At 66.2% G+C, this 21948-nt stretch carries 21 protein-coding genes and 1 pseudogene; 19 read left to right on the forward strand and 3 right to left on the reverse strand.

Annotated elements, in window-relative coordinates; genetic code table 11:
• Window positions 1-5: 5 nt before the first annotated feature.
• The 3 genes from yfcE to GT590_RS09335 all read right to left on the reverse strand — a co-directional run bounded on the left by yfcE (window position 6) and on the right by GT590_RS09335 (window position 3216).
• A complete protein-coding gene (yfcE, locus tag GT590_RS09325) occupies window positions 6-554 on the reverse strand; it encodes a phosphodiesterase (protein ID WP_009307138.1) in 549 nt (182 codons plus the stop codon).
• A 26-nt stretch (window positions 555-580) separates the two neighbouring features.
• The gene (locus tag GT590_RS09330; RefSeq protein ID WP_009307137.1) at window positions 581-1807 is read right to left on the reverse strand and encodes a deoxyguanosinetriphosphate triphosphohydrolase family protein; all 1227 of its coding nucleotides are present in this window, start codon (window positions 1805-1807) and stop codon (window positions 581-583) included.
• 239 nt (window positions 1808-2046) lie between these two features.
• Complete coding sequence (locus GT590_RS09335; protein ID WP_009307136.1) at window positions 2047-3216, reverse strand: hypothetical protein; 1170 nt, start codon at window positions 3214-3216, stop codon at window positions 2047-2049.
• Window positions 3217-3428: 212 nt separating this feature from the next.
• Here GT590_RS09335 and GT590_RS09340 point away from each other — a divergent pair, with 212 nt between their 5' ends.
• The 19 genes and pseudogenes from GT590_RS09340 to GT590_RS09430 all read left to right on the forward strand — a co-directional run bounded on the left by GT590_RS09340 (window position 3429) and on the right by GT590_RS09430 (window position 21817).
• On the forward strand, window positions 3429-3620 hold the full coding sequence (locus GT590_RS09340; protein ID WP_009608583.1) for a hypothetical protein: 192 nt from the start codon (window positions 3429-3431) through the stop codon (window positions 3618-3620).
• An 8-nt stretch (window positions 3621-3628) separates the two neighbouring features.
• Window positions 3629-5509 carry a DNA primase gene (gene dnaG, locus GT590_RS09345; protein ID WP_021410241.1) on the forward strand — a complete coding sequence of 627 codons (1881 nt, stop codon included), beginning with the start codon at window positions 3629-3631 and terminating at the stop codon, window positions 5507-5509.
• A 70-nt stretch (window positions 5510-5579) separates the two neighbouring features.
• Window positions 5580-6008, forward strand: coding sequence for an NfeD family protein (locus GT590_RS09350; protein WP_015760740.1), 429 nt, complete (start codon window positions 5580-5582; stop codon window positions 6006-6008).
• Between the two features lies 1 nt (window position 6009).
• A complete protein-coding gene (locus tag GT590_RS09355; protein WP_015760739.1) occupies window positions 6010-6954 on the forward strand; it encodes an SPFH domain-containing protein in 945 nt (314 codons plus the stop codon).
• Window positions 6955-7087: 133 nt separating this feature from the next.
• Complete coding sequence (gene def / locus GT590_RS09360; protein ID WP_015760738.1) at window positions 7088-7639, forward strand: peptide deformylase; 552 nt, start codon at window positions 7088-7090, stop codon at window positions 7637-7639.
• A gap of 2 nt (window positions 7640-7641) precedes the next feature.
• Window positions 7642-8598, forward strand: coding sequence for a methionyl-tRNA formyltransferase (gene fmt, locus GT590_RS09365; RefSeq protein WP_015760737.1), 957 nt, complete (start codon window positions 7642-7644; stop codon window positions 8596-8598).
• The gene (locus tag GT590_RS09370) at window positions 8591-10012 is read left to right on the forward strand and encodes a transcription antitermination factor NusB (protein ID WP_015760736.1); all 1422 of its coding nucleotides are present in this window, start codon (window positions 8591-8593) and stop codon (window positions 10010-10012) included. Before fmt ends, GT590_RS09370 begins: the two co-directional genes overlap by 8 nt.
• Before the next feature lie 144 nt (window positions 10013-10156).
• Window positions 10157-11482 (forward strand): coproporphyrinogen III oxidase family protein, encoded by a 1326-nt coding sequence (locus GT590_RS09375; protein WP_015760735.1) that lies wholly within the window; start codon window positions 10157-10159, stop codon window positions 11480-11482.
• A gap of 257 nt (window positions 11483-11739) precedes the next feature.
• Window positions 11740-12321, forward strand: coding sequence for a helix-turn-helix domain-containing protein (locus GT590_RS09380; protein ID WP_015760734.1), 582 nt, complete (start codon window positions 11740-11742; stop codon window positions 12319-12321).
• A 127-nt stretch (window positions 12322-12448) separates the two neighbouring features.
• Window positions 12449-14230 carry an AMP-binding protein gene (locus GT590_RS09385; protein ID WP_161171052.1) on the forward strand — a complete coding sequence of 594 codons (1782 nt, stop codon included), beginning with the start codon at window positions 12449-12451 and terminating at the stop codon, window positions 14228-14230.
• On the forward strand, window positions 14227-14952 hold the full coding sequence (locus GT590_RS09390; protein WP_021410242.1) for a hypothetical protein: 726 nt from the start codon (window positions 14227-14229) through the stop codon (window positions 14950-14952). Before GT590_RS09385 ends, GT590_RS09390 begins: the two co-directional genes overlap by 4 nt.
• Window positions 14953-15023: 71 nt before the next feature.
• Window positions 15024-15230: a 4Fe-4S binding protein gene (locus GT590_RS09395; protein ID WP_015760731.1), complete on the forward strand. Its 207-nt coding sequence runs from the start codon at window positions 15024-15026 to the stop codon at window positions 15228-15230.
• Between the two features lie 3 nt (window positions 15231-15233).
• The gene (locus GT590_RS09400) at window positions 15234-16316 is read left to right on the forward strand and encodes a 3-methyl-2-oxobutanoate dehydrogenase subunit VorB (RefSeq protein WP_021410238.1); all 1083 of its coding nucleotides are present in this window, start codon (window positions 15234-15236) and stop codon (window positions 16314-16316) included.
• A 3-nt stretch (window positions 16317-16319) separates the two neighbouring features.
• A complete protein-coding gene (locus GT590_RS09405) occupies window positions 16320-17168 on the forward strand; it encodes a thiamine pyrophosphate-dependent enzyme (protein ID WP_057385134.1) in 849 nt (282 codons plus the stop codon).
• On the forward strand, window positions 17165-17701 hold the full coding sequence (locus GT590_RS09410) for a 2-oxoacid:acceptor oxidoreductase family protein (protein ID WP_114550171.1): 537 nt from the start codon (window positions 17165-17167) through the stop codon (window positions 17699-17701). The genes GT590_RS09405 and GT590_RS09410 overlap by 4 nt, the downstream gene beginning before the upstream one ends.
• A 218-nt stretch (window positions 17702-17919) precedes the next feature.
• Window positions 17920-18471: a helix-turn-helix domain-containing protein gene (locus GT590_RS09415; RefSeq protein WP_021409396.1), complete on the forward strand. Its 552-nt coding sequence runs from the start codon at window positions 17920-17922 to the stop codon at window positions 18469-18471.
• A gap of 12 nt (window positions 18472-18483) precedes the next feature.
• Window positions 18484-20157 (forward strand): AMP-binding protein, encoded by a 1674-nt coding sequence (locus GT590_RS09420; protein WP_015760726.1) that lies wholly within the window; start codon window positions 18484-18486, stop codon window positions 20155-20157.
• A 207-nt stretch (window positions 20158-20364) separates the two neighbouring features.
• Window positions 20365-20667, forward strand: a pseudogene (locus GT590_RS09425) (peptide chain release factor-like protein); the annotation flags it as partial.
• 289 nt (window positions 20668-20956) lie between these two features.
• Window positions 20957-21817 carry an aldo/keto reductase gene (locus tag GT590_RS09430; protein WP_015760725.1) on the forward strand — a complete coding sequence of 287 codons (861 nt, stop codon included), beginning with the start codon at window positions 20957-20959 and terminating at the stop codon, window positions 21815-21817.
• The last annotated feature ends 131 nt before the right edge of the window (window positions 21818-21948 follow it).

The following is a 21948-nucleotide window of genomic DNA, read 5'->3' on the forward strand; positions in this document are numbered from 1 at the left end:
TCGGGCTACTCCCATCCGCCTTCGCGCAGCGTGTTCCCATCCAAGTCCTTCAGGGTGAACGTGCCGTGTTCGTACACGGCGTAGCTGGGGGAGCCGTCCTTCGGGATGGAGGTGCTTCCCGGGTTGACGAACAGCACGCCGTCGCGCTCGTCGAGCGTCTTCGCATGGGTATGGCCTGACAAGAAGGCGCTGCCGGGAGCGAGCGTAGGCGGGTCGTCGGGGGACTTGCCCGGCAGGTGGCCGTGGGAGAGGTACAGGACGTGCCCGTCGGCCTCGACGAGGGCGTAGTCGGCCATGCACGGGAAGTCGAGCACCATCTGGTCAACTTCGGCATCGCAGTTGCCGCGCACGGCAACGATGCGCTTCGCCAGGCCGTTGAGCAGCGCGATCGCCTCTTTCGGCGCGTAGCCTTCCGGCAGGTCGTTGCGCGGGCCGTGGTACAGCAGGTCGCCCAGCAAGACGATGCGGTCGGGCGCTTCGGCTTCGATGCGGTCGACGAGCGCGCGCACGGCGGGCGCCGCGCCGTGCAGGTCGGATGCGATGAGCAGCTTCACAGGCGTTTCCTTTCCTCGGTGGGCCCTCAGCCTAAATCGGAGCAGTAGCCGCGCGTGATGATGCGCTTCTTGCTTCTCGGGAACAGATGGGCGTAGAGCGCCATGAAGTAGCTGTCGGTCATCGAGGCCATGTAGTCGACGACCACCTGGTTCGGATCCGATGCCAGGTACTCGTCGATCTCCACGGTGCGAGACTTGGCGGCGAGGGAGGCGGCATGGTGCTTGAACACCGGCGAGCCCTCGTCGCCTGCGAGAAGATCCTCCAAGAGGCGCTCGTACAGCTCCTCGAACATCTCTTCCACGATGTTGCCTGCGCCGTTCACCATGCCTTCGCGCTCGTATATGAGCTCGTAGTTCTGGCGTTTGGCACGCTTGAGGTCGGCGAACGCCTCCTCGCTGAGCGCGATGCGGTCGGTGCCGTAGCTCGTGTTCACGAGGTCGACGGTGAGGTTGTTGATGATGCGTGCGTTGTCGCGGCCGATGACCTCGCTGTCGAAGACGTCGAGCGAGTCGATCACGCCCATGTCGAGCGCGTCGGCGCGGTCCTTGCCCACGTAGGCGATCATGTCGCTGACGCGCACGACGCAGCCCTCCAGCGTGGAGGGGCGCAGCGTCTTGATGGTCCGCTCGTCGGCGTTGCAGGCCTCCACCAGCGCGTCGAGCGCGGCGAAGTCGGCCGTGTCGCCCATGCGCAGCACCTGCTGGGCGAACTCGCCGTTGTGGCACAGCACGCCGTCGAGGGTCTGCAGGCTGACGTTGCGGCGGTACAGCTGGTCGAGCACGCGCACCGAGTGCACGTTGTGGTTGAAGTAGCGCCCGGTGCGCGCGTGGTAGCAGGCGCTGAGGTAGCGCTCGCCGGCGTGGCCGAAGGGCGTGTGCCCTACGTCGTGGCCCAGTGCGATGGCCTCGATGAGCTCGCAGTTCAGCCCCAGCAGCGATCCGATGCCGCGGGCCACGCGGCTGACCAACTGCACGTGCAGCCCGCGGCGACAGATGTCGTCGTTCTCCACGAACGAGAACACCTGTGTCTTGTCGGCGTAACGGTTGTACGCCGGCACGTTGAGGATCTTCTCGATGTCGCGCGCGAACGCGGGGCGCGTGAGCGTGGCGTTGTCGTGAGGGTTCCGTTCGCGGCGCACGACGTTCGCGTCGTCGAAGCGATGCGGGTGCGCGCGCCCGGCGGCGCGGTCGGCGCGGATGGCGGCCTCGATGTCGGGGTTGAGTGAGAGATAGGGGATGTTCGTGCGTTCCATGGGCGTCCTCTGCTGATGCAGCCCGCCGCGCGGCGGCGGGCGTCGCGGGTATCGAGGACATTGTAGCGCATGGAGCCGCGTACGGCGAAGAGGCCGGCGAGCGAGCGCATGCGCCGGCTCCAAGCGGTTGCAGTCCGCTTACGCACGCTTTTGACAAGCAAAACCGCCTTTCATACGTACGAAAGCTTGACAAAAGCGTGCATTAACGAAGCGGGTCAGTGCTGATGGTAACGAAGCGCCTAGTACCGGTACAGCGCGGCGATGCCGGAGTCGCCGGGAATCTTCTCGGCGGGAAGCTCGAACACGTCGGCGTCCTGGGCAAGGGCCGCGCGGACGAAGCCGTCGGCCAGCTCGGGGCCCTGGAAGCGGCCGTGCGGCTCTCGCTCGAACAGGAAGACCTCGCCCGTCTGCTCGTCGAAGCCGCCGGGGATGTAGGCGCCTTCGGCCAGGAACAGGGCGCGCACCTTGCGCTCCACGAGAGCGAGCCCGATGGCTTTCAGGTCCGATGACGCGCCGCCGTGCGCCTCGGCATCGCCGAACTTCTCCAGCAGCTCGGTCGCACGCGCCTCGCGCACATGCTCGATGACGGCTTTCGCATCGGACAAGAGCTCGGGGGCCTCGATGCCGCCGATGTCCTTCTCGATGCCCTCGTCCAGCAGATGGGGGATGGTGGAGATGCGGCGGAAGGCGCTTTGGTGCTCGGGCAGGCTCACGAGGATCACCGGCAGGTCGGTGCCGGCCACGAGGTAGTCGGTCACCGCCTTGTTCACGTACTGGAAGAACTTTCCGGCCTCCTCCTTCCTCACGTCGTTGCGCGACTTCCAGCCGTGGTAGGGCGGCATATGGTTCTCGAGCGACGAGTAGTCCAGCGCACCCTCGTGCCCGTCGTACACGAGCGGGAACTCCTCGCTGAACGCGTCGAGCACGTCGCGGGGCAGCTCCACGCGCTCGAGCGAGCCGAAGTCGCCGTGGACGAACGCGAAGCGGTCGGCCGAAAGCCCCAGTAGGAAGTAGTGCGATCCGAACTGGAAGTTCTTCAGCAGCGGCTTGACGTAGAACCGCTCGCCCACGAACGCGAGCGGGCCCGCCTCGTAGCCAAGCCGGTAGATGTAGGTTCGGTCGTTGCCTGCGAGCACGGCGAGGCTTCCGCCGGGCGCGGGGCTCATCAGATCGTCGAAGTGCTCGGCTGCGTAGGCGAGCCGCTCGTCGACGCCTTTGTATTCGCGGCGCTCGCGCTCCTGGGCGAGCTTCGCGCGCGCCTGCTCCACGAGGGCCTCGAACTCGATGCGGTCGCTCTCGTCGCCGGGAGCACTGCCGTGCGTGGGCAGGTAGAGCGATACGAGGGGCGGCTCGACCTGCTCGTAGAGCGCAGAATCGAAGTCCGCCAAAATCGTGATGTCGTCGTTCATGGCAAACCTCTCTTTTCGGGCGATCGTTCGGAATGCCGGCGAAGCGCGACCGGCCGATCAAGCATAGCAGCGGTCCCGCCGGCGTCCGATACCGCTGCGGTTTTGTCAGGATTCGGTTGGCATCCTGCTGATTGCCCTGCGCCTTCCCGCCGCGGCGCCGCGAGCGCGCGCTTGCGCTATACTGGACAGCGACGAACACGGAAAGGGAGTGCATGCAGAACAGGCAGTGGATATTCGCGGTTATCGGGGGCTTGAGCTTCGTCCTCATGACGGGCAGCCTCGTGCTCGCGTACGCGAACGCGGGCGAGGAGGGCGTCGGCATCGCCGAGCTGGGGCCGTCGCTGGCGTTGGCATTCGTGTTCCTCGTGAACGTGGTGCTGGCGAAGCAGAACAGACGCAGGTAGGGGTCGCGATGGCGGGCGGCATCAGCGAAGAGGACATCCAGAAGGTGCGCGAGGCCAACGACCTCGTCGAGGTTATCGGAGAGCGGACGCCGGTGAAGCAGCGCGGGCGCGATTTCTGGTGCTGCTGCCCGCTGCACAACGAGAAGACCCCGTCGTTCAAGATCGATCCGGCCTTGCAGCTATGGCACTGCTTCGGCTGCGGCGAGGGCGGCGACGTGTTCGGCTTCATCATGAAGACCGAGGACCTGTCGTTTCCCGAAGCCGTGCGCCGGTTGGCCGAGCGCGCGCACATCGACATCGCCGAGAGCGGCGGGCGCAAGAGCATCGGCAGCAGCCGCAAGGCCCGCCTCAAGGCCGTCTGCGACGAGACCTCGCAGTTCTACCATTGCCAGCTCATGCGCAACCCCGGCTCCGACGCGTCGGCGGCGCGCAGCTACCTGGGCGCGCGCGGCCTGGGGGGCGAGGTGCCGAAGACCTGGCAGCTCGGTTTTGCGCCGGGGCACGGGCAGCTGGTGCGCCACCTGTCTGCGAAGGGCTTCAAGCCCGACGAGATGGTGCAGGCGAACGTGGCGCTGTCGAACGACGGGGGCAAGCTGCGCGACCGCTTCTACAACCGCATCATGTTCCCCATCAACGATCCGCAGGGCGAGTGCATCGCCTTCGGCGGACGCGTGGTGGGCAAGGGCGAGCCGAAGTACCTGAACTCGCAGGAGACTCCGCTGTTCCACAAGTCGCAGGTGCTCTACGGTATGGACAAGGCGAAAGCGGCCATGGCCTCGACCGGCATAGCCGTGGTGGTGGAGGGCTACACCGACGTCATCGCGCTGCACGAGGCGGGCGTGAGGAATGCGGTGGCCACGCTGGGCACCGCGCTCACCATGCGCCATATCCGCTTGCTGTCGCGCCACGCGCAGCATCGCATCGTATACCTATTCGACGGCGACGAGGCAGGCCAGCGCGCCGCCGATCGGGCGCTCGCGTTCATCGACGACTCCATGACGCCCGAGGCGGGCAAGAGCCGCATCGAGCTGGCTGCCGTCACGCTGCCGGACAACCTCGACCCGGCCGACTTCGTGGCCCAGCGCGGTGCCGAGGAGCTGCAGAAGCTCATCGCGAACGCCCAGCCGCTGCTGAAGTACGGCATCGAGCGCCGCCTTGCGCGCCATGACCTCAGCCGCGCCGAGGGCCGCGCCGCCGCCCTTGCCGACGCGCTGCAGGTGCTGGCCCCCATCAAGGACTCCATGCTCGCGCGCGATTACGCCGTGCAGATAGCCACGAGCGTGCGCGCCCGCGAGCAGGACGTGATCGACCAGCTGGAGCATTTGAAGGCTCCGAAGGCCGAAGGGGAGCGCGACGACGAGTCCGCGCCGGAAGGTTTCGAGCGTGCCGTCGCTCCGCGGAGGCCGGCTCGCAACCTGCCGCGCGCCGAGATCAACCGCCGTCGTTTCGAACGTCAGCTGCTGACGCTGGCCGCGCGCCGCCCCGACCTGGCGCTCCTGCATGCCGACGCGCTCGCGCAGACGCAGTGGCACGAGCAGGCGCACGCCGCGATCGCCCAGAGCATGCTCGACGTGCTGGCCGAGGATCCGGCGGCCTCCTCGGCGCGGCTCGTGACGGAGGCGTCCCGCGCGCTTCCGGACGCCGCTGCCGTGCTGACGTCGGGCACCGTGTCGGAGACGGCTGCGCCCGAGCAGCTGGCGGCCTTCCTCGTGGAGGAGCTCGCCATCGGCGATGCCGAGGATGCGGTGGGCGCCCTGCGCGCGCAGATCGCCGACCCGTCGCGCCTCGATCCCGACGAGCTGGAGATGCTCTACGAAGCCGTGGCCGCCATGCAGCAGGACCTCAAGCGCCGCCGAGCCGCCCATAAGCCGCTTTCCCCGCGTTCCTGATCGGTTTCCTCGCCTCGCGCACGCCGAAGACGAGGGATGGTATACTCGACGCAGGAGAAAGGAGGAGCCCGTGAGCCCCTTCATCTGGTTGGCCGTGGCCGCCGTCATGGCCGTCGTCGAAGTCGTGTCGTTCGGCCTCATCACCATGTGGTTCGTCATCGGCGCGCTCGCAGCGTTCGCTGCGAACCTGCTCGGTGCCGACCTGCTTGTCCAGATCGTCGTGTTCCTGGTCGTTTCCGTCGTGTGCCTCGTGGCCCTGCGCCCCGTGTTCGTGAAGTACCGCGACCGCGGAAAGCAGGAGGAGCCCACCCATGTCGGGCAGACCGCCGTCGTGGTGGAGGACGTCGACAACGAGGGCCTCACCGGACGCGTGGAAACCGACAACCGCATGACCTGGGCCGCGCGTTCCGCCGACGGCTCGTTCATCCCCCAGGGCGCCGTCGTGCGCATCGTGGGGCAGGAGAGCGTGAAGCTCATCGTCGAAAGGAAGGTGTCCTAGCATGATCACCCTCGACCCGCTTCTGATCGCCATCATCGTGATCGTCGTGCTCGTGGTGCTGTTCTCGGTCACGTGCATCAAGATCGTCCCGCAGGCCGAAGCCGCCATCGTGGAGCGCTTGGGCTCGTACCTCGACACGTGGAACAACGGCCTGCACGTCAAGGTGCCGTTCATCGACCGCGTGCGCCCCTACATCTCGCTCAAAGAGCAGGTGTTCGACTTCCCGCCGCAGCCCGTCATCACGAAGGACAACGTCACCATGTCCATCGACTCGGTGGTGTTCTTCAGGATCATGGATCCGAAACTGTACACTTACGGGGTCGAAAGCCCGATCCTCGCCATCGAGAACCTCTCGGCCACCACGCTGCGCAACATCATCGGCGACTTGGACCTCGACACTACGCTGACCTCTCGCGACACCATCAACGCGAAGATGCGCGCCATCCTCGACGAGGCCACGGACGCCTGGGGTATCAAGGTGAACCGCGTCGAGGTGAAGAACATCACGCCGCCCTCCGCCATCCAGCAGGCCATGGAGAAGCAGATGAAGGCCGAGCGCGAGAAGCGCGAGGCGGTGCTTCTGGCCGAGGGCGAGAAGCAGGCCGCCATCACCATCGCCGAGGGCAACAAGCAGGCGCAGATCCTGTCTGCCGAGGCTGCGAAGCAGCAGGTGATTCTCGCCGCCGAAGCGGAGAAAGAGAAGCAGATCCGCGAAGCCGAAGGCGAGGCCGAGGCCATCAAGAACGTGCAGCAGGCCACGGCCGACGGCATCCGCATGGTGCGCGAGGCCGGCGCCGACAACGCCGTGCTCACGCTGCAGGCCTTCGAGGCGCTGAAGGCCGTGGCCAACGGCCGGGCCACGAAGCTCATCATCCCCTCCGAGATCCAGGGCATGGCGGGCCTTGCCGCCTCCCTCAAGGAGATCGTGGCGGACGACAAGCAATAGCCCTTCCCACCTCGCGTTTTGTGGAGCTTTCGGAAGTTTGCTGGACAAGGTGCGCCCGAAACCGGACAATACGAATCCGACGATAACCCGCGCCGCCCTGAAACGGGCGGCGCGTCCCATAATTCAGAAGGACGTGTTGACCGTGATTTCCATCGTGCAGTCCCCCAACCCTATCCTGAACCAGGTGTGCGATCCGTGCGACCTAGGCGATAAGAGCTTGAAGAAGCTGGCCAAGCAGATGGCGAAGGCCATGTACAAGAACGACGGTTGCGGCCTTGCTGCGCCGCAGCTCGGCGTGGCGAAGCGGCTCGTGGTGATCGACTGCGACCAGGAAGAAGGCGAGCAGAATCCCATCGTGCTGGTGAACCCCGTGCTGGTGGACACGCAGGGCGATCCGGTGGTGGCGGGCGAGGGGTGCCTGTCGTGCCCCGGCATCACGGTTCCCATCGCGCGCCCGCCGTTTGCGCGCGTGCGTTATTTCGACCTCGACGGCGAGGAGTGGGAGATCGAAGGCGACGATCTCCTCGGCCGCTGCCTGCAGCACGAGCTGGACCACCTCGACGGCATCACCATGTTCGAGCGCTGCGACCCGATGGCCCGCATCGAGGCGCTGCGCGACTACGAGATAGCGCTGGCCGCGGGCGCCCGCCCGGGGGAGACCTCGCTCGAAGCGCGGGTGCGCTAACCATGCGCGTCGTGTTCATGGGCACGCCCGCGTTCGCGGCGACCATCCTCGACGATTTGGCGGAGCAGCATGACGTGGCAGCGGTGTACACGCGTCCCGACGCGGTGCGCGGGCGCGGCAAGCGCTTAGAGCCCTCGCCGGTGAAGGCCGCGGCCGAGCGCCGCGGCTTGCGCGTGCTGACTCCGCGCACCCTGCGCGACGAGGCGGCGCAGCGCGAGCTGGCCTCGTTCGCCCCCGACGTGATCTGCGTCGCGGCCTACGGCGCCATCCTGCCGAAGGAGGTGCTCGACATCCCTCGCTTCGGCTGCCTCAACGTGCACGCGTCGCTGCTGCCGCGCTGGCGCGGCGCCGCGCCCATCGAGCGAGCCATCCTGGCGGGCGACGAGGAGGCGGGCGTGTGCATCATGCGCATGGAGGAGGGCCTGGACACAGGCGCCTACTGCGTGTGCCGCACCGCCATCGTCGACGGCAAAAGCGCCTCCGAGCTTACCGATGAGCTGGCCGACCTGGGCTCGCACGCCCTGCTCACCGCCCTCGTGCATGTCGAGCGCGACGCTGCCGAGTGGACGGAGCAGGACGAGGAGCAGGTCACCTACGCCTCGAAGATCGAGAAGCGCGAGCTGGACCTGTCGCCGAACGACGACGTTGCGCTCGCGGCGCGCAAAGTGCAGGCGTCGAGTGCGCCGCACCCGTCGCGCGCCGTCGTCGCCGGGCGCGGCGTCACCGTGCTCGAAGCGCACGCGCCCGAGGACGCGGCGGGTTGCGAGCTGGCGGCGGGCATCCGTCCGGGGGAGGTGCGCTTCGCGGGCAAGCGCCTGTTCCTCGGCATGGCGGACGGCGCGCTCGAGGTGGGCGCGCTCAAGCCCGACGGCAAGCAGACCATGGACGCGCGTTCGTTCGCCGCGGGCGTCCAGGGAATCAAGGACGGCGGCCTGACCTGGGAGGAACCCCATGCCTGAAGCACGTGAGACGCGAAAGCCCCAAGGCTACGCCGGACCTAAAAACCCTCCGAAGAAGCCGCGCTCGAAGGCGAGCCCCGCACGTTTGGCCGCGCTCGACGTGGTGCGCGCCGTGCGCGAGCGCGACGCGTTCGCGCAGGACGTCATCGGCACGCGCATCGACCGCTCCGACCTCTCGTCGGAGGATCGCGCGTTCGCTACGAAGCTGGCTCTCGGCGTGGTCAGCGCCACGGGCACGCTCGACGAGATCATCGATCGCGCGCTCAACGCGCCCAGCGACGTGAAACCCGACGTGCGCGATGCCTTGCGAGTGAGCACCTACGAGATCATCTTCCTCGGCAAGACGCCGCACGCGGCCGTCGACCAGGGCGTGGAGCTCGTGCGCTCCTTCGCGATGAGCGCGTCGGGTCTGGCGAACGCGGTGCTGCGCAAGATCGTGCTCATGCGTCAGGCGTTTCCCTTCGGCGATCCCATGCGCGACCCCGAGGCGCTCGCGCGCCTGCATGCGTTCCCCTTGTGGTTGGCGCGCAAGCTCATCGTCGACTTGGGGCCGCAGGAGGCTCTCGACTTCATGCGCGCCTCGAACGAGCAGGCGCCGCTGTTCATCGCCGTCAACGCGGCGAAAACCTCCGACGAGGCCCTGGTCAAAGCGTTCGACAAGCTGGACGAGGGGCTGGACCCGGTATCGGTGGACGGCGTGAGCGTTGCCGGCTGCTACCGTGTGCTCGACACACGCGCGCTGCTGCTTCCCGAGGTGAAGCGGATGTTCTCGCAGGGCAAGATCCTCGTGACGGACGCCGCTTCGCAGCTGGTGGCCGCCTCGGTGCTGCCTGAGCGGAAGCCCGCGTCGCTTCTGGAGGTGGGCGCCGGTCGCGCCACGAAGACGATCCTGCTGCAAAGCGATGCGACGCGCGCCTACGGCTCGCAGCTGGTCCTGTCTACGCTTGACAACCATGCGTTCAAGACGCGGCTTCTGCTGGAGCGCGCCGAGCGCTACGGCGCGGAGGTGGCCGAGGCGTTCACGGGCGACGCGCTGGAGCTGGACGCCGTGGTGGGGGACCGCGCCTTCGACGAGGTGTTCATCGACGCCCCGTGCTCGGGGCTGGGCACGCTGCGCCGCCATCCCGAGATCCGCTGGCGCATCAAGCCGGCCGACATCGTTGAGTTCGCGCGCGTGCAGCTGGGCATGCTGCAGGCTGCCGCGCCGCACGTGGCCCCGGGCGGCGCGCTGGCCTACGCCACGTGCACGGTAACCCGCGAGGAGAACAACGGCGTGGTGAAGGCCTTCCTCGAAAGCGAGGCCGGCGCGGGCTTCAAGCTGGCACCCGTCAACGGCCGCTCCTGCGTGGCCACGCGCCTCGCCCCCGGCTCCCCGGATGCTCACTTCGCCGTCCGCTTCGAGCGCATCGCGTAGGCGCGGCTGTCCTTGCGACGCTGCGGGCCCGGGGCATGCGCCCGGGCCCGTTTTTCTTTATGTACGAGGATAAATAGCGGGTGCAAACCGTCGGAAAAGCCTTACTATGGGTACCGAAATCTTTGAAGCGAATAGGAGACTTACATGCTTTCCGAGCGCATACTGTCGCGCCTGATCCATACCATGACCAAGCAGCATCTGGCTCTCAACCCCACGAGCGAGACCATGATGCCGTCCGCCAATCCCGGGCAGAAGTACATGCTGTACATGCACGTCCCTTTCTGCGAGCGCCTGTGCCCGTACTGCAGCTTCAACCGTTACCCGTTTCGCGAGGAGGTCGCCCGGCCCTACTTCGCGAACATGCGCAAAGAGATGCTGATGTTGAAGGATCTCGGCTACGACTTCGAGAGCATCTACGTAGGCGGCGGCACACCCACCGTCATGATCGACGAGCTGTGCGAGACGCTCGACATGGCTCGCGACAACTTCAACATCAGGGAGGTCGCCTCCGAGACCAACCCGAACCATCTGACGCAGCCGTGGTTGGACAAGCTGCAGGGTCGTGTGCAGCGTTTGAGCGTGGGCGTGCAAAGCTTCGACGACGACCTGCTCAAGCAGATGGACCGCTACGAGAAGTACGGCAGCGGCGACGTCATCCTGGAGCGCATCGCCGAGGCGGAGCCGTACTTCGACTCGCTGAACGTGGACATGATCTTCAATTTCCCCTCGCAGACCGAGGACGTTCTCATGGCCGACCTCGAGAAGATCGCGCTGTCCGGTTGCCGCCAGACCACGTTCTCTCCGCTGTACGTGTCGTCGGCCACTACGCGCAAAATGGCCGCTACGTTAGGCGCGATGGACTACGACCGCGAGTACCGTTACTACCAGATCCTCGACGGCGTGCTGGCCGGCGGCGACGACCCGCTGTTCGACCGCACCACGCTGTGGACGTTCACGCGCCCCGACAAGGCGGGCAAGCCGGCCGACGCGCCTCAGATCGACGAGTACCAGGTGAACTACGACGAGTATCCGGCCATCGGCAGCGGCTCCATCACGCACCTGAACGGCTGCTTGTACGTGAACAACTTCAGCATCAAAGACTACAACGCGGCCATCGAGAGCGGGCGCATGTCCATCATGGGCAAGACCGAGATGAGCAAGCGCGACCTCATGCGCTACCGCTTCCTGCTCGATTTGTACAAGCTGCGGCTCGACAAGCGCGCCTTCGAGCGCGACTTCGGCTGCAGCATCGAGACAGGTCTTCCCATGGAATTGGCTTTCATGCGTCTGAACAGGGCGTTTGAAACCGACAACGCCGAAGAGCTGACGCTGACGCCTATCGGACGCTACCTGACCGTGGTCATGTACCGCCAGTTCCTCAGCGGCATGAACAACTTGCGCGACCAGGCGCGCGCCGCGCTGACCGGCCCGGAGCGCGAGCTCCTGTTCGGCGACGGCGTTCCCGCGTAAGAGATTGTCATCCTGGGCGTAGGCCGTAATCGAAGGATTCCGTGCGGCATCGGCCGGGGCGCTTCCGGCTACCGCCGCACGGGATCCTTCGATTACGCAGCGTCGCTGCTCCGCTCAGGATGACAACTTGGGTCGCCGCCGCCATCGGGCCGCTTTTTTGTTTCCAAATGGTTTCGTCCTCCCCTGAATCGAAGCGGTTTGCTATACAATAAGTAAACTTTTATACCAACGATATACCAGAAGGAGGTCAAGCGAGCATGGAGCCGAACATCGAAGAGGTGGCTGGGCGAATTCGGGCGCTGCGCGAAGACCTCGATATCACCATGCAGGAGATGGCCGACGCGACGGGGCGCTCGGTGGCCGAGTACGCCGCACAGGAGTCGGGGCAGCAGGATCTGTCGTTCACGTTCCTCTACAAGTGCGCGCAGCGTCTGGGCGTCGACGTCATCGAGCTTCTGACCGGCGAGGATCCGCATCTGTCGGGCTATTCGTTGACCCGCGCCGCCGAGGGCCTGTCCATCAAGCGCCGTGCGGGCTTCGAGTACCTGCACAAGGCTCCTCATTTCAAGAACAAGCTGGCCGAGCCCTTCCTGGTGACGGCGCCGTACCTCGAGGAAGAGCAGGACGCGCCCATCCACCTTTCCTACCATAAGGGCCAGGAGCTCGACTACATCATCTCCGGCCGCATGCGCTTCGCCTACGAGGATCATATCGAAGAGCTCGAGGCAGGCGACCTTCTCATGTACGATTCCAGCCGCGGCCACGGCATGATCGCCACAGGCGGAGAGCCGTGCACGTTCCTCGCGGTGGTCATGAAGCCGAACGGGGAGATTATCTAGGCGCAGCGCCCCGGGCAGACGGCGAGAAGCCGAACAAGCCCCCAGCGTATGCGCCCCGCATCCGATGATCCCATCCGTCTCGCGGCGGATCCTTCCGCTGCATCGATCTTCCGAGAAAGACACCATTATGAGAAACATCAACCTCCGCTACGTGAACGAGGCCTACGACGAGGACGGCGTGCTTTCCTCGTTCGAGGTGAGCTGTCCGGCAAGCTTCAACTTCGGCTACGACGTGGTCGACGACATCGCCGCGAACGACCCCGACCGCCGCGCCATGGTGTGGTGCAACCCCGAGGGCGAGAACCACGTGTTCACGTTCGCCGATATGAAGCGCTGGTCGGACAAGACCGCGAACTTCCTGGCCGAGCAGGGCATCGGCCGCGGCGACATGGTCATGGTCATCCTGCGGCGCCACTACCAGTTCTGGTTCGTGGCCACCGCGCTGGCGAAGCTGGGCGCCGTCATGGTTCCCGCCACCTTCATGCTCAAGGAACACGACCTGGAATACCGCCTGAACGGCGCGTCCGTCAAGGCCGTCATCGCCACATCGCTCGGCGACATCGCCGAGGTGTGCGACCGCGTGGCCGACGCGTGCCCCACGCTTGAGCGCCGCATCCTCGTGAACGGCGCGGGCGGCGGCCTCACGCCCGAGGACGCCGACGGCAACCTCGTGTTCCCCGACGACGGCCTGCCGCTGGGCGAGGCGCTGTCGGGGCCGGAAGGCGTGTGCGCGGCGGGCGTCGAGCGCGCCGGCTGGCTCGACTTCAACACGTGCGTGCGCGCCGCGTCCGAGGACTTCGAGCGCCGTGAGACGGCGGCGGCCGACCCTATGCTCATGTACTTCTCGTCCGGCACGTCGGGCAACCCCAAAATGGTGCTGCACGATTCCGAGTACGCCATCGCGCATCTCGTCACGGCGAAGCATTGGCACAACGTGGATCCCGACGGCCTGCACTTCACCATCGCCGACACGGGCTGGGGCAAGGCGGTATGGGGCAAGTACTACGGCCAGTGGCTTATGGAGGCGTGCGTGTTCACGTACGACTTCGACCGCTTCCACCCCTCCGAGATCCTGTCGCTCATCGGCGAGCACCGCATCACCACGCTGTGCTGCCCGCCCACGATGTACCGCATGATGATGACCGAGAACGTCGACGCCTACGATCTGAGCTCGCTCCAGTACTCCACGACGGCGGGGGAGGCCTTGAATCCCGATCTGTTCGATTTCTGGAAGGAGCACACGGGGCTCACCATCTACGAGGGCTTCGGGCAGACCGAGACGCCGCTGACCATCGCGAACCTGACGAACTCCACTCCGCGACCCGGCTCCATGGGCAAGCCGGTGCCGCTGTACAACGTTGAGATCCAGCGCGACGACGGCACCCGCTGCGCCGTGGGCGAGACGGGCGAGGTGTGCATCGACATCCACGAGAAGGCTGCCGGCATCATGCTGGAATACTACCGCGACCCCGAGAAGACCGCGGCCGCCATGACGTGCGGCTGGTACCACACCGGCGATACCGCGTGGTGCGACGAGGACGGCTACTTCTGGTACGTCGGGCGCAACGACGACGTCATCAAATCGAGCGGCTACCGCATCGGCCCCTTCGAGATCGAGAGCGTGCTTCTGGAACACGAGGCGGTGCGCGAGTGCGCCGTCACCGGCGTGCCCGACCCCACGCGCGGCAAGGCCGTGAAGGCCACCGTTGTTTTGGCCGAGGGCTTCGAGGGTTCCTCCGAGCTGACGCGCGAGCTGCAGACCTGGGTGAAGCACAAGACCGCGCCGTACAAGTACCCCCGCATCGTGGAGTACGTGGACGCGCTGCCCAAGACCGTGAACGGCAAGATCCGCCGCGCAGCCATCCGCGAGTCGGACGAGGCGGCGAAAGCTCCGGAAGGCCTCGTATGATGATGGATGCGCCCGTGGCCGTGGTGTGCGGGCACTACGGCGTGGGCAAGACGAACCTGACGCTCAACATCGCGCTCGACGCGGCTGCGGGGGGACGCGCGGTCACGGTGATCGACCTCGACGTGGTGAACCCCTTCTTCCGCTCCAGCGACTACCGCGCGCTGCTCGACGAGCGCGGCATCCGTTTGGTCGCGCCCGTGTTCGCGGGCACGAACGTGGACGGACCCAGCTTGTCCGGCACCATCGAGCCGGCCATCGACGGCGCCCAGCGAGCCTGGCGCGACGGCGACGAGCGTCCCTTCGTGGTGATCGATGCGGGCGGCGACGATGCGGGCGCCACGGCGCTCGGGCGCTTCGCGCGCACGGTCGAGCAGGCTCCCTACGAGATGCTGTACGTGGTGAACCGCAACCGAAACCTCACGCAGGAGCCGGCCGAGGCGGTGGAGGTGCTGCGCGAGATCGAGGCGAAATCGCACTTGCGGGCCACGTGCGTCGTGAACAACACGCACCTGCAGCACGACACCGACGCCCAGGTCGTGGAGCAGGGCCTGCCGTTCGCGCAAGCGGTTGCGCAAGCGGTCGGGCTGCCCTTGGCATGCACCACGGTGCCCGCTGCGGCGGCGCGCCAGGTCGCCGACCGGGAAACTACCCACCGCGCGCCGAATGGGGATCGGCAAACGTACTATCCTGTGCAAGTATATGTAAGAACTCCCTGGGAATAGACAAGAGAGCTGCGCGCCGGACGCTCCAGTCCGGCCGTTTATGCATTCGGACGAGACGAGGAAGGCGGATCATGGCGAGAATCAGCGTAGACGACTCCTTCTGCAAGGGGTGCGGCCTGTGCGTCGACGCGTGCCCCGAGCAGATCATGGCGCTCGACCGCGACAAGATCACCGTGAAGGGCTACCATCCCGCGTACTGCACCGACCTGGACGCGTGCACGGGATGCATGTCCTGCGCGGTCATGTGCCCTGACGTTGCGATCACGGTAGAGAGGTAGACCATGGCAGAGAAAGTGCTCATGAAGGGTAACGAGGCTTTGGCGGAGAGCGCCCTGCGCGCCGGCTGCCGCTTCTTCTTCGGATACCCCATCACGCCGCAGACCGAGCTTGCGGCCTACATGTCCAAGCGCATGGAGAAGGTCGGCGGCACGTTCTTGCAGGCTGAAAGCGAGATCGCGGCCATCAACATGGTGTACGGGGCGGCTGCGGCCGGCGCGCGCGTCATGACGTCGTCCTCGTCGCCGGGCATCTCGCTCAAGGGCGAGGGCATCTCCTACATGGCCGGCGCCGACCTGCCGGGCGTCATCATCAACGTGCAGCGCGGCGGCCCGGGCCTCGGCGGCATCCAGCCGTCTCAGGCCGACTACTGGCAGGCCACGCGCGCGCTCGGCCACGGCGACTTCCGCGTGGTGGTGTACGCTCCGTCCACCGTGCAGGAGATGGCCGACTACGTGTACAACGCGTTCGACGTGGCCGACAGGTACCGCACGCCCGTCATGATCCTGGCCGACGGCATGCTGGGGCAGATGATGGAGCCCGTGGTCATGCCCGAGCCCGTCGACTCGCTGCCCGAGAAGCCCTGGGCCGCATGCGGCCACAAGCACCAGCGCCCCCATAACGTGGTGAACTCGCTGTACCTCACCGCCGAGGCCCTGGAGAACCTCAACGTGGAGCGCTACGAGCGCTACGCCGCCATCGAGCGCGACGAGCAGCGCGCCGAGGCGTTCATGACCGACGACGCCGACATCGTGGTGGTCGCGTTCGGCGCGAGCGCCCGCGTGGCGCGCAGCGCGGTGGTCGCGGCTCGCGAGAAAGGCGTCAAAGCCGGCCTCATCCGCCCCATCACCCTGTGGCCGTTCCCCGTGGACGCCATCGAGGCCACCATCCCTCAGGCGAAGACCTACTTGTCGGTGGAGATGAACATGGGCCAGATGGTGGACGACGTGCGCCTGACCGTGGCCGGCCGCCGCCCGGTGGACTTCTACGGCCGCACCGGCGGCGTCATCCCGACGCCGGTGGAGGTGCTGGCCAAGCTGGAAGCCATGAACGAAGCAATCGCCGCATCCGCGAAAGGAGGGGAGTAGGCCATGGCCGACAAGGAAATGAAAGTCGTGTTCGAGCGACCCCATGCGCTCCTGCCCGTCGTCACCAACTATTGTCCTGGGTGCTCCCACGGCATCGTCAACCGTCTTGTGGCCGAGTGCCTCGACGAGCTGGACGTGGAAGGCTCCACCGTGGGCATCGCGCCCGTCGGCTGCACCGTCACGTCCTACGACTTCTACGGCTGCGACATGATCGAGGCCGCGCACGGCCGTGCGCCGGCGGTGGCCACCGCCGTGAAGCGCGCGCTGCCCGACGGCGTCGTGTTCGCCTACCAGGGCGACGGCGACCTGGCGTCCATCGGCATGGCCGAGACGGTTCATGCGGCCACGCGCGGCGAGAACATCACCGTCGTATTCGTGAACAACGCCATCTACGGCATGACCGGCGGCCAAATGGCTCCCACGAGCCTGCCGAACCAGGTGACCCAGACCTCTCCCTACGGCCGCAACACCGAGACGGCCGGCTTCCCCATCCGCGTGTGCGAGCTTCTGAGCTCGCTCGACGGCGTGGCGTACCTCGAGCGCGTCACCGTCGACTGCCCGAAGAACGTGCGCAAGGCGAAGAAGGCCATCAAGAAAGCGTTCCAGACCCAGATCGACAAGCGCGGCTACTCGCTCGTCGAGATCGTGGGCACGTGCCCGACGAACTGGGGCATGACGCCGCAGGACGCATTCGCCTGGATGAACGAGAACATGCTGCCGTACTATCCCTTGGGCGTGTACAAGGACGTGGTGGCCGAGGGCTACGCGAACGCGGCCGAGGCGGCTTCGGCGCGCAACGCCGCCTGCCCCATCGCGCACCCCGACCCGCAGGTGGAAGGAGGCGCACGATGAGCCGTTCCGTCAACATGGTGCTGGCCGGCTTCGGCGGCCAAGGCGTGCTGTTCGCCGGCAAGCTGATCGCCTACGCCGGTCTGCTGGAGGACCGCGAGGTGTCGTGGCTGCCTTCCTACGGCCCTGAGATGCGCGGCGGCACCGCCAACTGCAGCGTGTGCCTGTCCGACGATCCCATCGGAAGCCCGCTCGTGCTCGCCCCCGACGTGCTCGTTGCCATGAACCAGCCGTCCCTCGACAAGTTCGAGCGCAGCGTGGCCGAGGGCGGCATCGTGGTGGCCGACTCCACGCTCGTCCAGCGCATCCCCGAGATCGAGGGCGTGCGCATGTGCGCCATCCCCGCGACGGCCATGGCCGAGGAGGCCGGCTTCAAGAAGCTGGCGAACATCATCCTGGCCGGCAAGCTGTTCGCCGAGACGCGCTTCTGCGAGGAGGAGACCCTCTGGAAGGCCATCGAGAAGTGCGTGCCCGCCAAGAAGACGGCGATGCTCGACATGAACAAACGAGCCCTGCAACTGGGAATCGACGCATGATCGTTCCGACGGCCTGCCGGCCGTCGGAACTGCTCGACGCTGCGACGCGCAGCTAGTCCCCGTAGGGGGCGGCTTTCCGTGGCGCTCGATCTTGGCGCTCCAAGCCCTCGTCGCGTACCCAAGGTACGCTTCCTCGGGCTTTCACGCCAATCTCGGGCACCACGGAAAGCCTCGCTGACCGATTTGGAAATGTACGCGTTAGAAAGTGTAGGATTCGCATGGTAGCTGAACTGGCCGAGATCGGCCTGCGCATCAAGGGTCTGCGCGAGGCGTGCGACGTCTCGCGCGAGGACATGGCGGCCGAGCTGGAAGTGCCGCTGGAGACGTATGTCCGCTGGGAGGAAACCGGCGACGACGTGCCCATTTCGGCCATCTACCACATGGCGCACCACTTCGGCGTGGAGTTCACGGAGATCCTCACGGGCACCGCGGCCAAGCTCGACACGTACCAGGTGGTGCGCTGGGGCGAAGGGCGCGAGGTCGACCGTTATCCGGGATACCACTTCGAGGACCTTGCGTGGCGCTACACCGGCAAGATCATGCAGCCGTTGCTCGTGGTGCTCGATCCGTCCGACGAGCCCGCGAAGCTCGTGACGCACACCGGTCAGGAGTTCAATCTCGTCATCGAGGGCACCGTCGTGGTGACATGGGCGGACAAGGAGTTCGAGCTCAACGCCGGCGACAGCATCTACTTCAATCCGGAGCATCCGCACGGCCAGCGCTGCGGCGGAGATGTCCCTGCAAAATTCGTGACGATCATCGCAGAGTAGGAAGCACAGCCCGTGAACCATATCCTGAAAAAATACTGCCCCCGCATCGAGTTCGATTCGTACGAGGACTTCTTCGAGAACTTCAAGATCGACGTGCCCGAGGCGTTCAACTTCGGCTTCGACGTGGTGGACGAGTGGGCTCGCGTCGATCCCGAGAAGCGTGCGCTCGTATGGTGCGACGATCGCGACGAGGAGCGCACCTTCACGTTCGACGACTTGTCGAAGCTGTCGAACCGGGCGGCCAACGCGTTTCGCAAGCTCGGCATCGGCAAGGGGGACGTGGTCATGATGATCCTGCGCCGTCGCTGGGAATACTGGGTGTGCGCCGTGGCGCTGTGCAAGCTGGGCGCCACCATCATCCCCGCGTCGTTGCAGCTGACGAAGAAGGACATCGTCTACCGTGCCGATAGCGCGCAGGTGAAGGCGGTCGTTTGCGTGAACGACGAGTACGTATGCGGGCAGATGGAGGAAGCGCTGCCTGAATCGCCGTCCATCGAGAACCGCATCATCGTGGCGGGCGAGCGCGACGGCTGGACGCCGTTCGACCAGCTGATCGAGGGCGAGTCCGACGAGTTCGAGCGCCCGAGGGGCGAGGCGGGCGTCACGAGCAAGGACATCATGCTCATCTACTTCACGTCAGGCACCACGGGCATGGCGAAAGCGGTGTGCCACAACTTCGCCCACCCGTTGGGCCATATCATCACCGCGAAGTACTGGCAGCAGGTGGAAGAGGACGCGCTGCACATGAGCGTGACCGACAGCGGCTGGGCGAAGTTCGGCTGGGGCAAGATCTACGGCCAGTGGATCGCCGGCGCCACCGTCTTCGCCTACGACATGGACAAGTTCGTGCCCACGAAGCTGCTGCAGAAGATCCAGGACTACAAGCTGACCACGTTCTGCGCGCCGCCGACGATGTACCGCTTCATGCTGCAGGAGGACGTGAGCGCCTACGACCTGTCGAGCGTGCACAACTTCGCCACGGCGGGCGAGCCGCTGAACGCCGAGGTCACGTTGGCGTGGGAGCGTTTGACGGGCAAGAGGATCCGCGAGGGCTTCGGCCAGACCGAGGGTCCGGTGCTGCTGGCGACGTTCCCGTGGGTCGACCCGCGTCCGGGTTCCATGGGCAAGCCTTCGCCGCTTTTGAACATCAAGCTGCTGGACGACGACGGCATCGAGGTGCCCGACGGCGAGGAGGGCGCCATCTGCGTGACGGGGCTCAAGGAGGCGTACCCGCCGGGACTGTTCGTGGGGTACTATCGCGACGAGGAGCGCACGCGCGAGGCCGTGGGCGGGGAGTACTACAACCTGCACGACATGGCGTGGCGCGACTCCGACGGCTACTGTTTCTTCGTGGGTCGCAACGACGACGTCATCAAGTGCTCGGGTTACCGCATCGGGCCCTTCGAGGTGGAGAGCGCGCTCGTGGAGCATCCCGCCGTGGTGGAGTGCGCCGTCACGGCGGCGCCCGATCCCATCCGCGGCAAGGTGGTGAAGGCCACCGTCGTGTTGGCGCGCGGTTACGAGCCTTCCGACGAGCTGGTGCGCGAGCTGCAGAACCACGTGAAGCACACGACGGCGCCCTACAAGTATCCGCGCATCGTGGAGTTCGTCGACGAGCTGCCCAAGACCATCGGCGGCAAGATCAAGCGCAAGCTGATCAGGAACAACGACGGCATCGAGGATTAAGGGGCCGACCTGCCGGCGGCGCCGGCGGTCGGCAGGTCGACTTTGCATCATCGCCCGAAAAACACGCTTGCAGGAGCGATTCCGTGTTTTTCGGGCGATGATGTGCGTTCGCGGGCGTCGTGCTATGATGCGATCATGGGTCACGATGAGCCGACATACCGCGACTACGCCGTCTGGGCGCGCCAATCGCTCGAGGATATCGCGCGCGACTGCCACGTGCAGGCGTTCCGCGCGAGCGGGCCGGGAGGCCAGTGCGTGAACACAACGGACTCGGCGGTGCGCATGACGCACGTGCCCAGCGGCATGACGGTGACGTCCCGCGAGTCGCGCAGCCAGTTCCGCAACCGCCAGCTGTGCTTGCAGAAGCTGCGCGACCGGTTCGTGCGCGAGGCCGTGCCGCCGAAGGCGCGCCGCGCCACGAAGGCGACCCGCGCCTCCAAGGAGCGCCGTCTCGCCCAGAAGCGCCGGCGCTCCCAAACGAAGGCGCAGCGCGGCCGCGTCGACGAGTGACGCAGGCGATCAGCCAGTGCGTTCCCTCCGTGGTTGGGCGTCCTCCCGCGGAGCCGGGTTGCCGCAGCGTTTCCTGCCAAATTTTCTATTTCGGCGTACGTCGCCGTCGTGACTCGGACTGGTCGAGCGGGCGCGAAGCCGCCCGCGCCGGCGGGGTAACGCTTGCGTGTCCTTCCTTCTACGAGCGCGCTACGGTTCGGCGACCGCGCGCTGCGCAGGCGTATCGTGGACGAGTAACGACGGTTCACGCCGCCCGTCAGCGGCGGCGTATGAGTGATAAGGAGCACGCATGGCGGATTTGCAAAGCCCGAAGGATCGTATCACCCTGCGAAACGGATACGGCATTCCCTGCCTGGGGTTCGGCACGTGGAAGATGCCCGATGGGGAAGTGGGGATCGATGCCGTTCATCAGGCTCTTCATGACGGGTATCGCCATATCGACACGGCGGCAGCCTACGACAACGAGGGCACGGTAGGCAAGGCGCTCGCCTCGGGAGGCATATCGCGCGAGGACCTGTTCATCACCACGAAGGTGTGGAACACCGATCGCGGCTACGATGCGACGCTCAAGGCGTTCGAGGAATCGCGTGCCAAGCTGCACCTCGACTACGTCGACCTGTACCTCATCCACTGGCCCGCTGCGCAGGGCGCCGAGGCCGAATGGCAGCGCACGAACCAGGAGACGTGGCGCGCGCTCGAGACGCTCTACCTCGACGGGCTCGTGCGCGCCATCGGCGTGAGCAATTTCAAGCCCCATCATCTTGAACCGCTTATGGACGCGGCCGATATCCTGCCGATGGTCGACCAGATCGAGCTGCACCCCGGCTGCAACCAGGAGGTCACGCGCGAGTTCTGCAACCGCCACGATATCGTGGTGGAGGCGTGGTCGCCGCTGGGCTCGGGTCGCGTGCTGGAAAACCAGCTGCTCATCGACATCGCTGCCAGCTACGGCTGCACGGTGGCGCAGCTGTGCCTGCGTTGGTGCCTGCAGCGCCGTGCCATCCCTCTGCCGAAGTCCACGGACCCGGCGCGCATCGCCGAGAACGCGCGCATCTTCTGGTTCGACATCACCGACGAGGACCTGCAGCGTATCGACGAGCTGGATCCTCTCGGCCAAAGCGGTCTCGATCCCGACACCATCGACTTCTAAACCTGCTCGGAAAGCCCGCGAAAGCGGGCTTTCCTTTTTGCGGAGCTTGCGGCGTTCGATGCGAAAACACCTGGCCGACAGGCTGGCAACGCATCGGCAAGGACGGTCGGGTCTTCCAGCGCCCTTCCGGG

Source organism: Eggerthella sp. BIOML-A1, from assembly GCF_009875595.1.
Lineage (GTDB): Bacteria > Actinomycetota > Coriobacteriia > Coriobacteriales > Eggerthellaceae > Eggerthella > Eggerthella lenta.

Coding starts and splice junctions, on each gene's coding strand:
- GT590_RS09330 (WP_009307137.1), bottom strand. CDS start 1,807: ATGGAACGCACGAACATCCCCTATCTCTCACTCAACCCCGACATCGAG.
- GT590_RS09335 (WP_009307136.1), bottom strand. CDS start 3,216: ATGAACGACGACATCACGATTTTGGCGGACTTCGATTCTGCGCTCTAC.
- GT590_RS09340 (WP_009608583.1), top strand. CDS start 3,429: ATGCAGAACAGGCAGTGGATATTCGCGGTTATCGGGGGCTTGAGCTTC.
- dnaG (WP_021410241.1), top strand. CDS start 3,629: ATGGCGGGCGGCATCAGCGAAGAGGACATCCAGAAGGTGCGCGAGGCC.
- GT590_RS09355 (WP_015760739.1), top strand. CDS start 6,010: ATGATCACCCTCGACCCGCTTCTGATCGCCATCATCGTGATCGTCGTG.
- fmt (WP_015760737.1), top strand. CDS start 7,642: ATGCGCGTCGTGTTCATGGGCACGCCCGCGTTCGCGGCGACCATCCTC.
- GT590_RS09370 (WP_015760736.1), top strand. CDS start 8,591: ATGCCTGAAGCACGTGAGACGCGAAAGCCCCAAGGCTACGCCGGACCT.
- GT590_RS09375 (WP_015760735.1), top strand. CDS start 10,157: ATGCTTTCCGAGCGCATACTGTCGCGCCTGATCCATACCATGACCAAG.
- GT590_RS09380 (WP_015760734.1), top strand. CDS start 11,740: ATGGAGCCGAACATCGAAGAGGTGGCTGGGCGAATTCGGGCGCTGCGC.
- GT590_RS09385 (WP_161171052.1), top strand. CDS start 12,449: ATGAGAAACATCAACCTCCGCTACGTGAACGAGGCCTACGACGAGGAC.
- GT590_RS09390 (WP_021410242.1), top strand. CDS start 14,227: ATGATGATGGATGCGCCCGTGGCCGTGGTGTGCGGGCACTACGGCGTG.
- GT590_RS09395 (WP_015760731.1), top strand. CDS start 15,024: ATGGCGAGAATCAGCGTAGACGACTCCTTCTGCAAGGGGTGCGGCCTG.
- GT590_RS09400 (WP_021410238.1), top strand. CDS start 15,234: ATGGCAGAGAAAGTGCTCATGAAGGGTAACGAGGCTTTGGCGGAGAGC.
- GT590_RS09405 (WP_057385134.1), top strand. CDS start 16,320: ATGGCCGACAAGGAAATGAAAGTCGTGTTCGAGCGACCCCATGCGCTC.
- GT590_RS09410 (WP_114550171.1), top strand. CDS start 17,165: ATGAGCCGTTCCGTCAACATGGTGCTGGCCGGCTTCGGCGGCCAAGGC.
- GT590_RS09415 (WP_021409396.1), top strand. CDS start 17,920: ATGGTAGCTGAACTGGCCGAGATCGGCCTGCGCATCAAGGGTCTGCGC.
- GT590_RS09430 (WP_015760725.1), top strand. CDS start 20,957: ATGGCGGATTTGCAAAGCCCGAAGGATCGTATCACCCTGCGAAACGGA.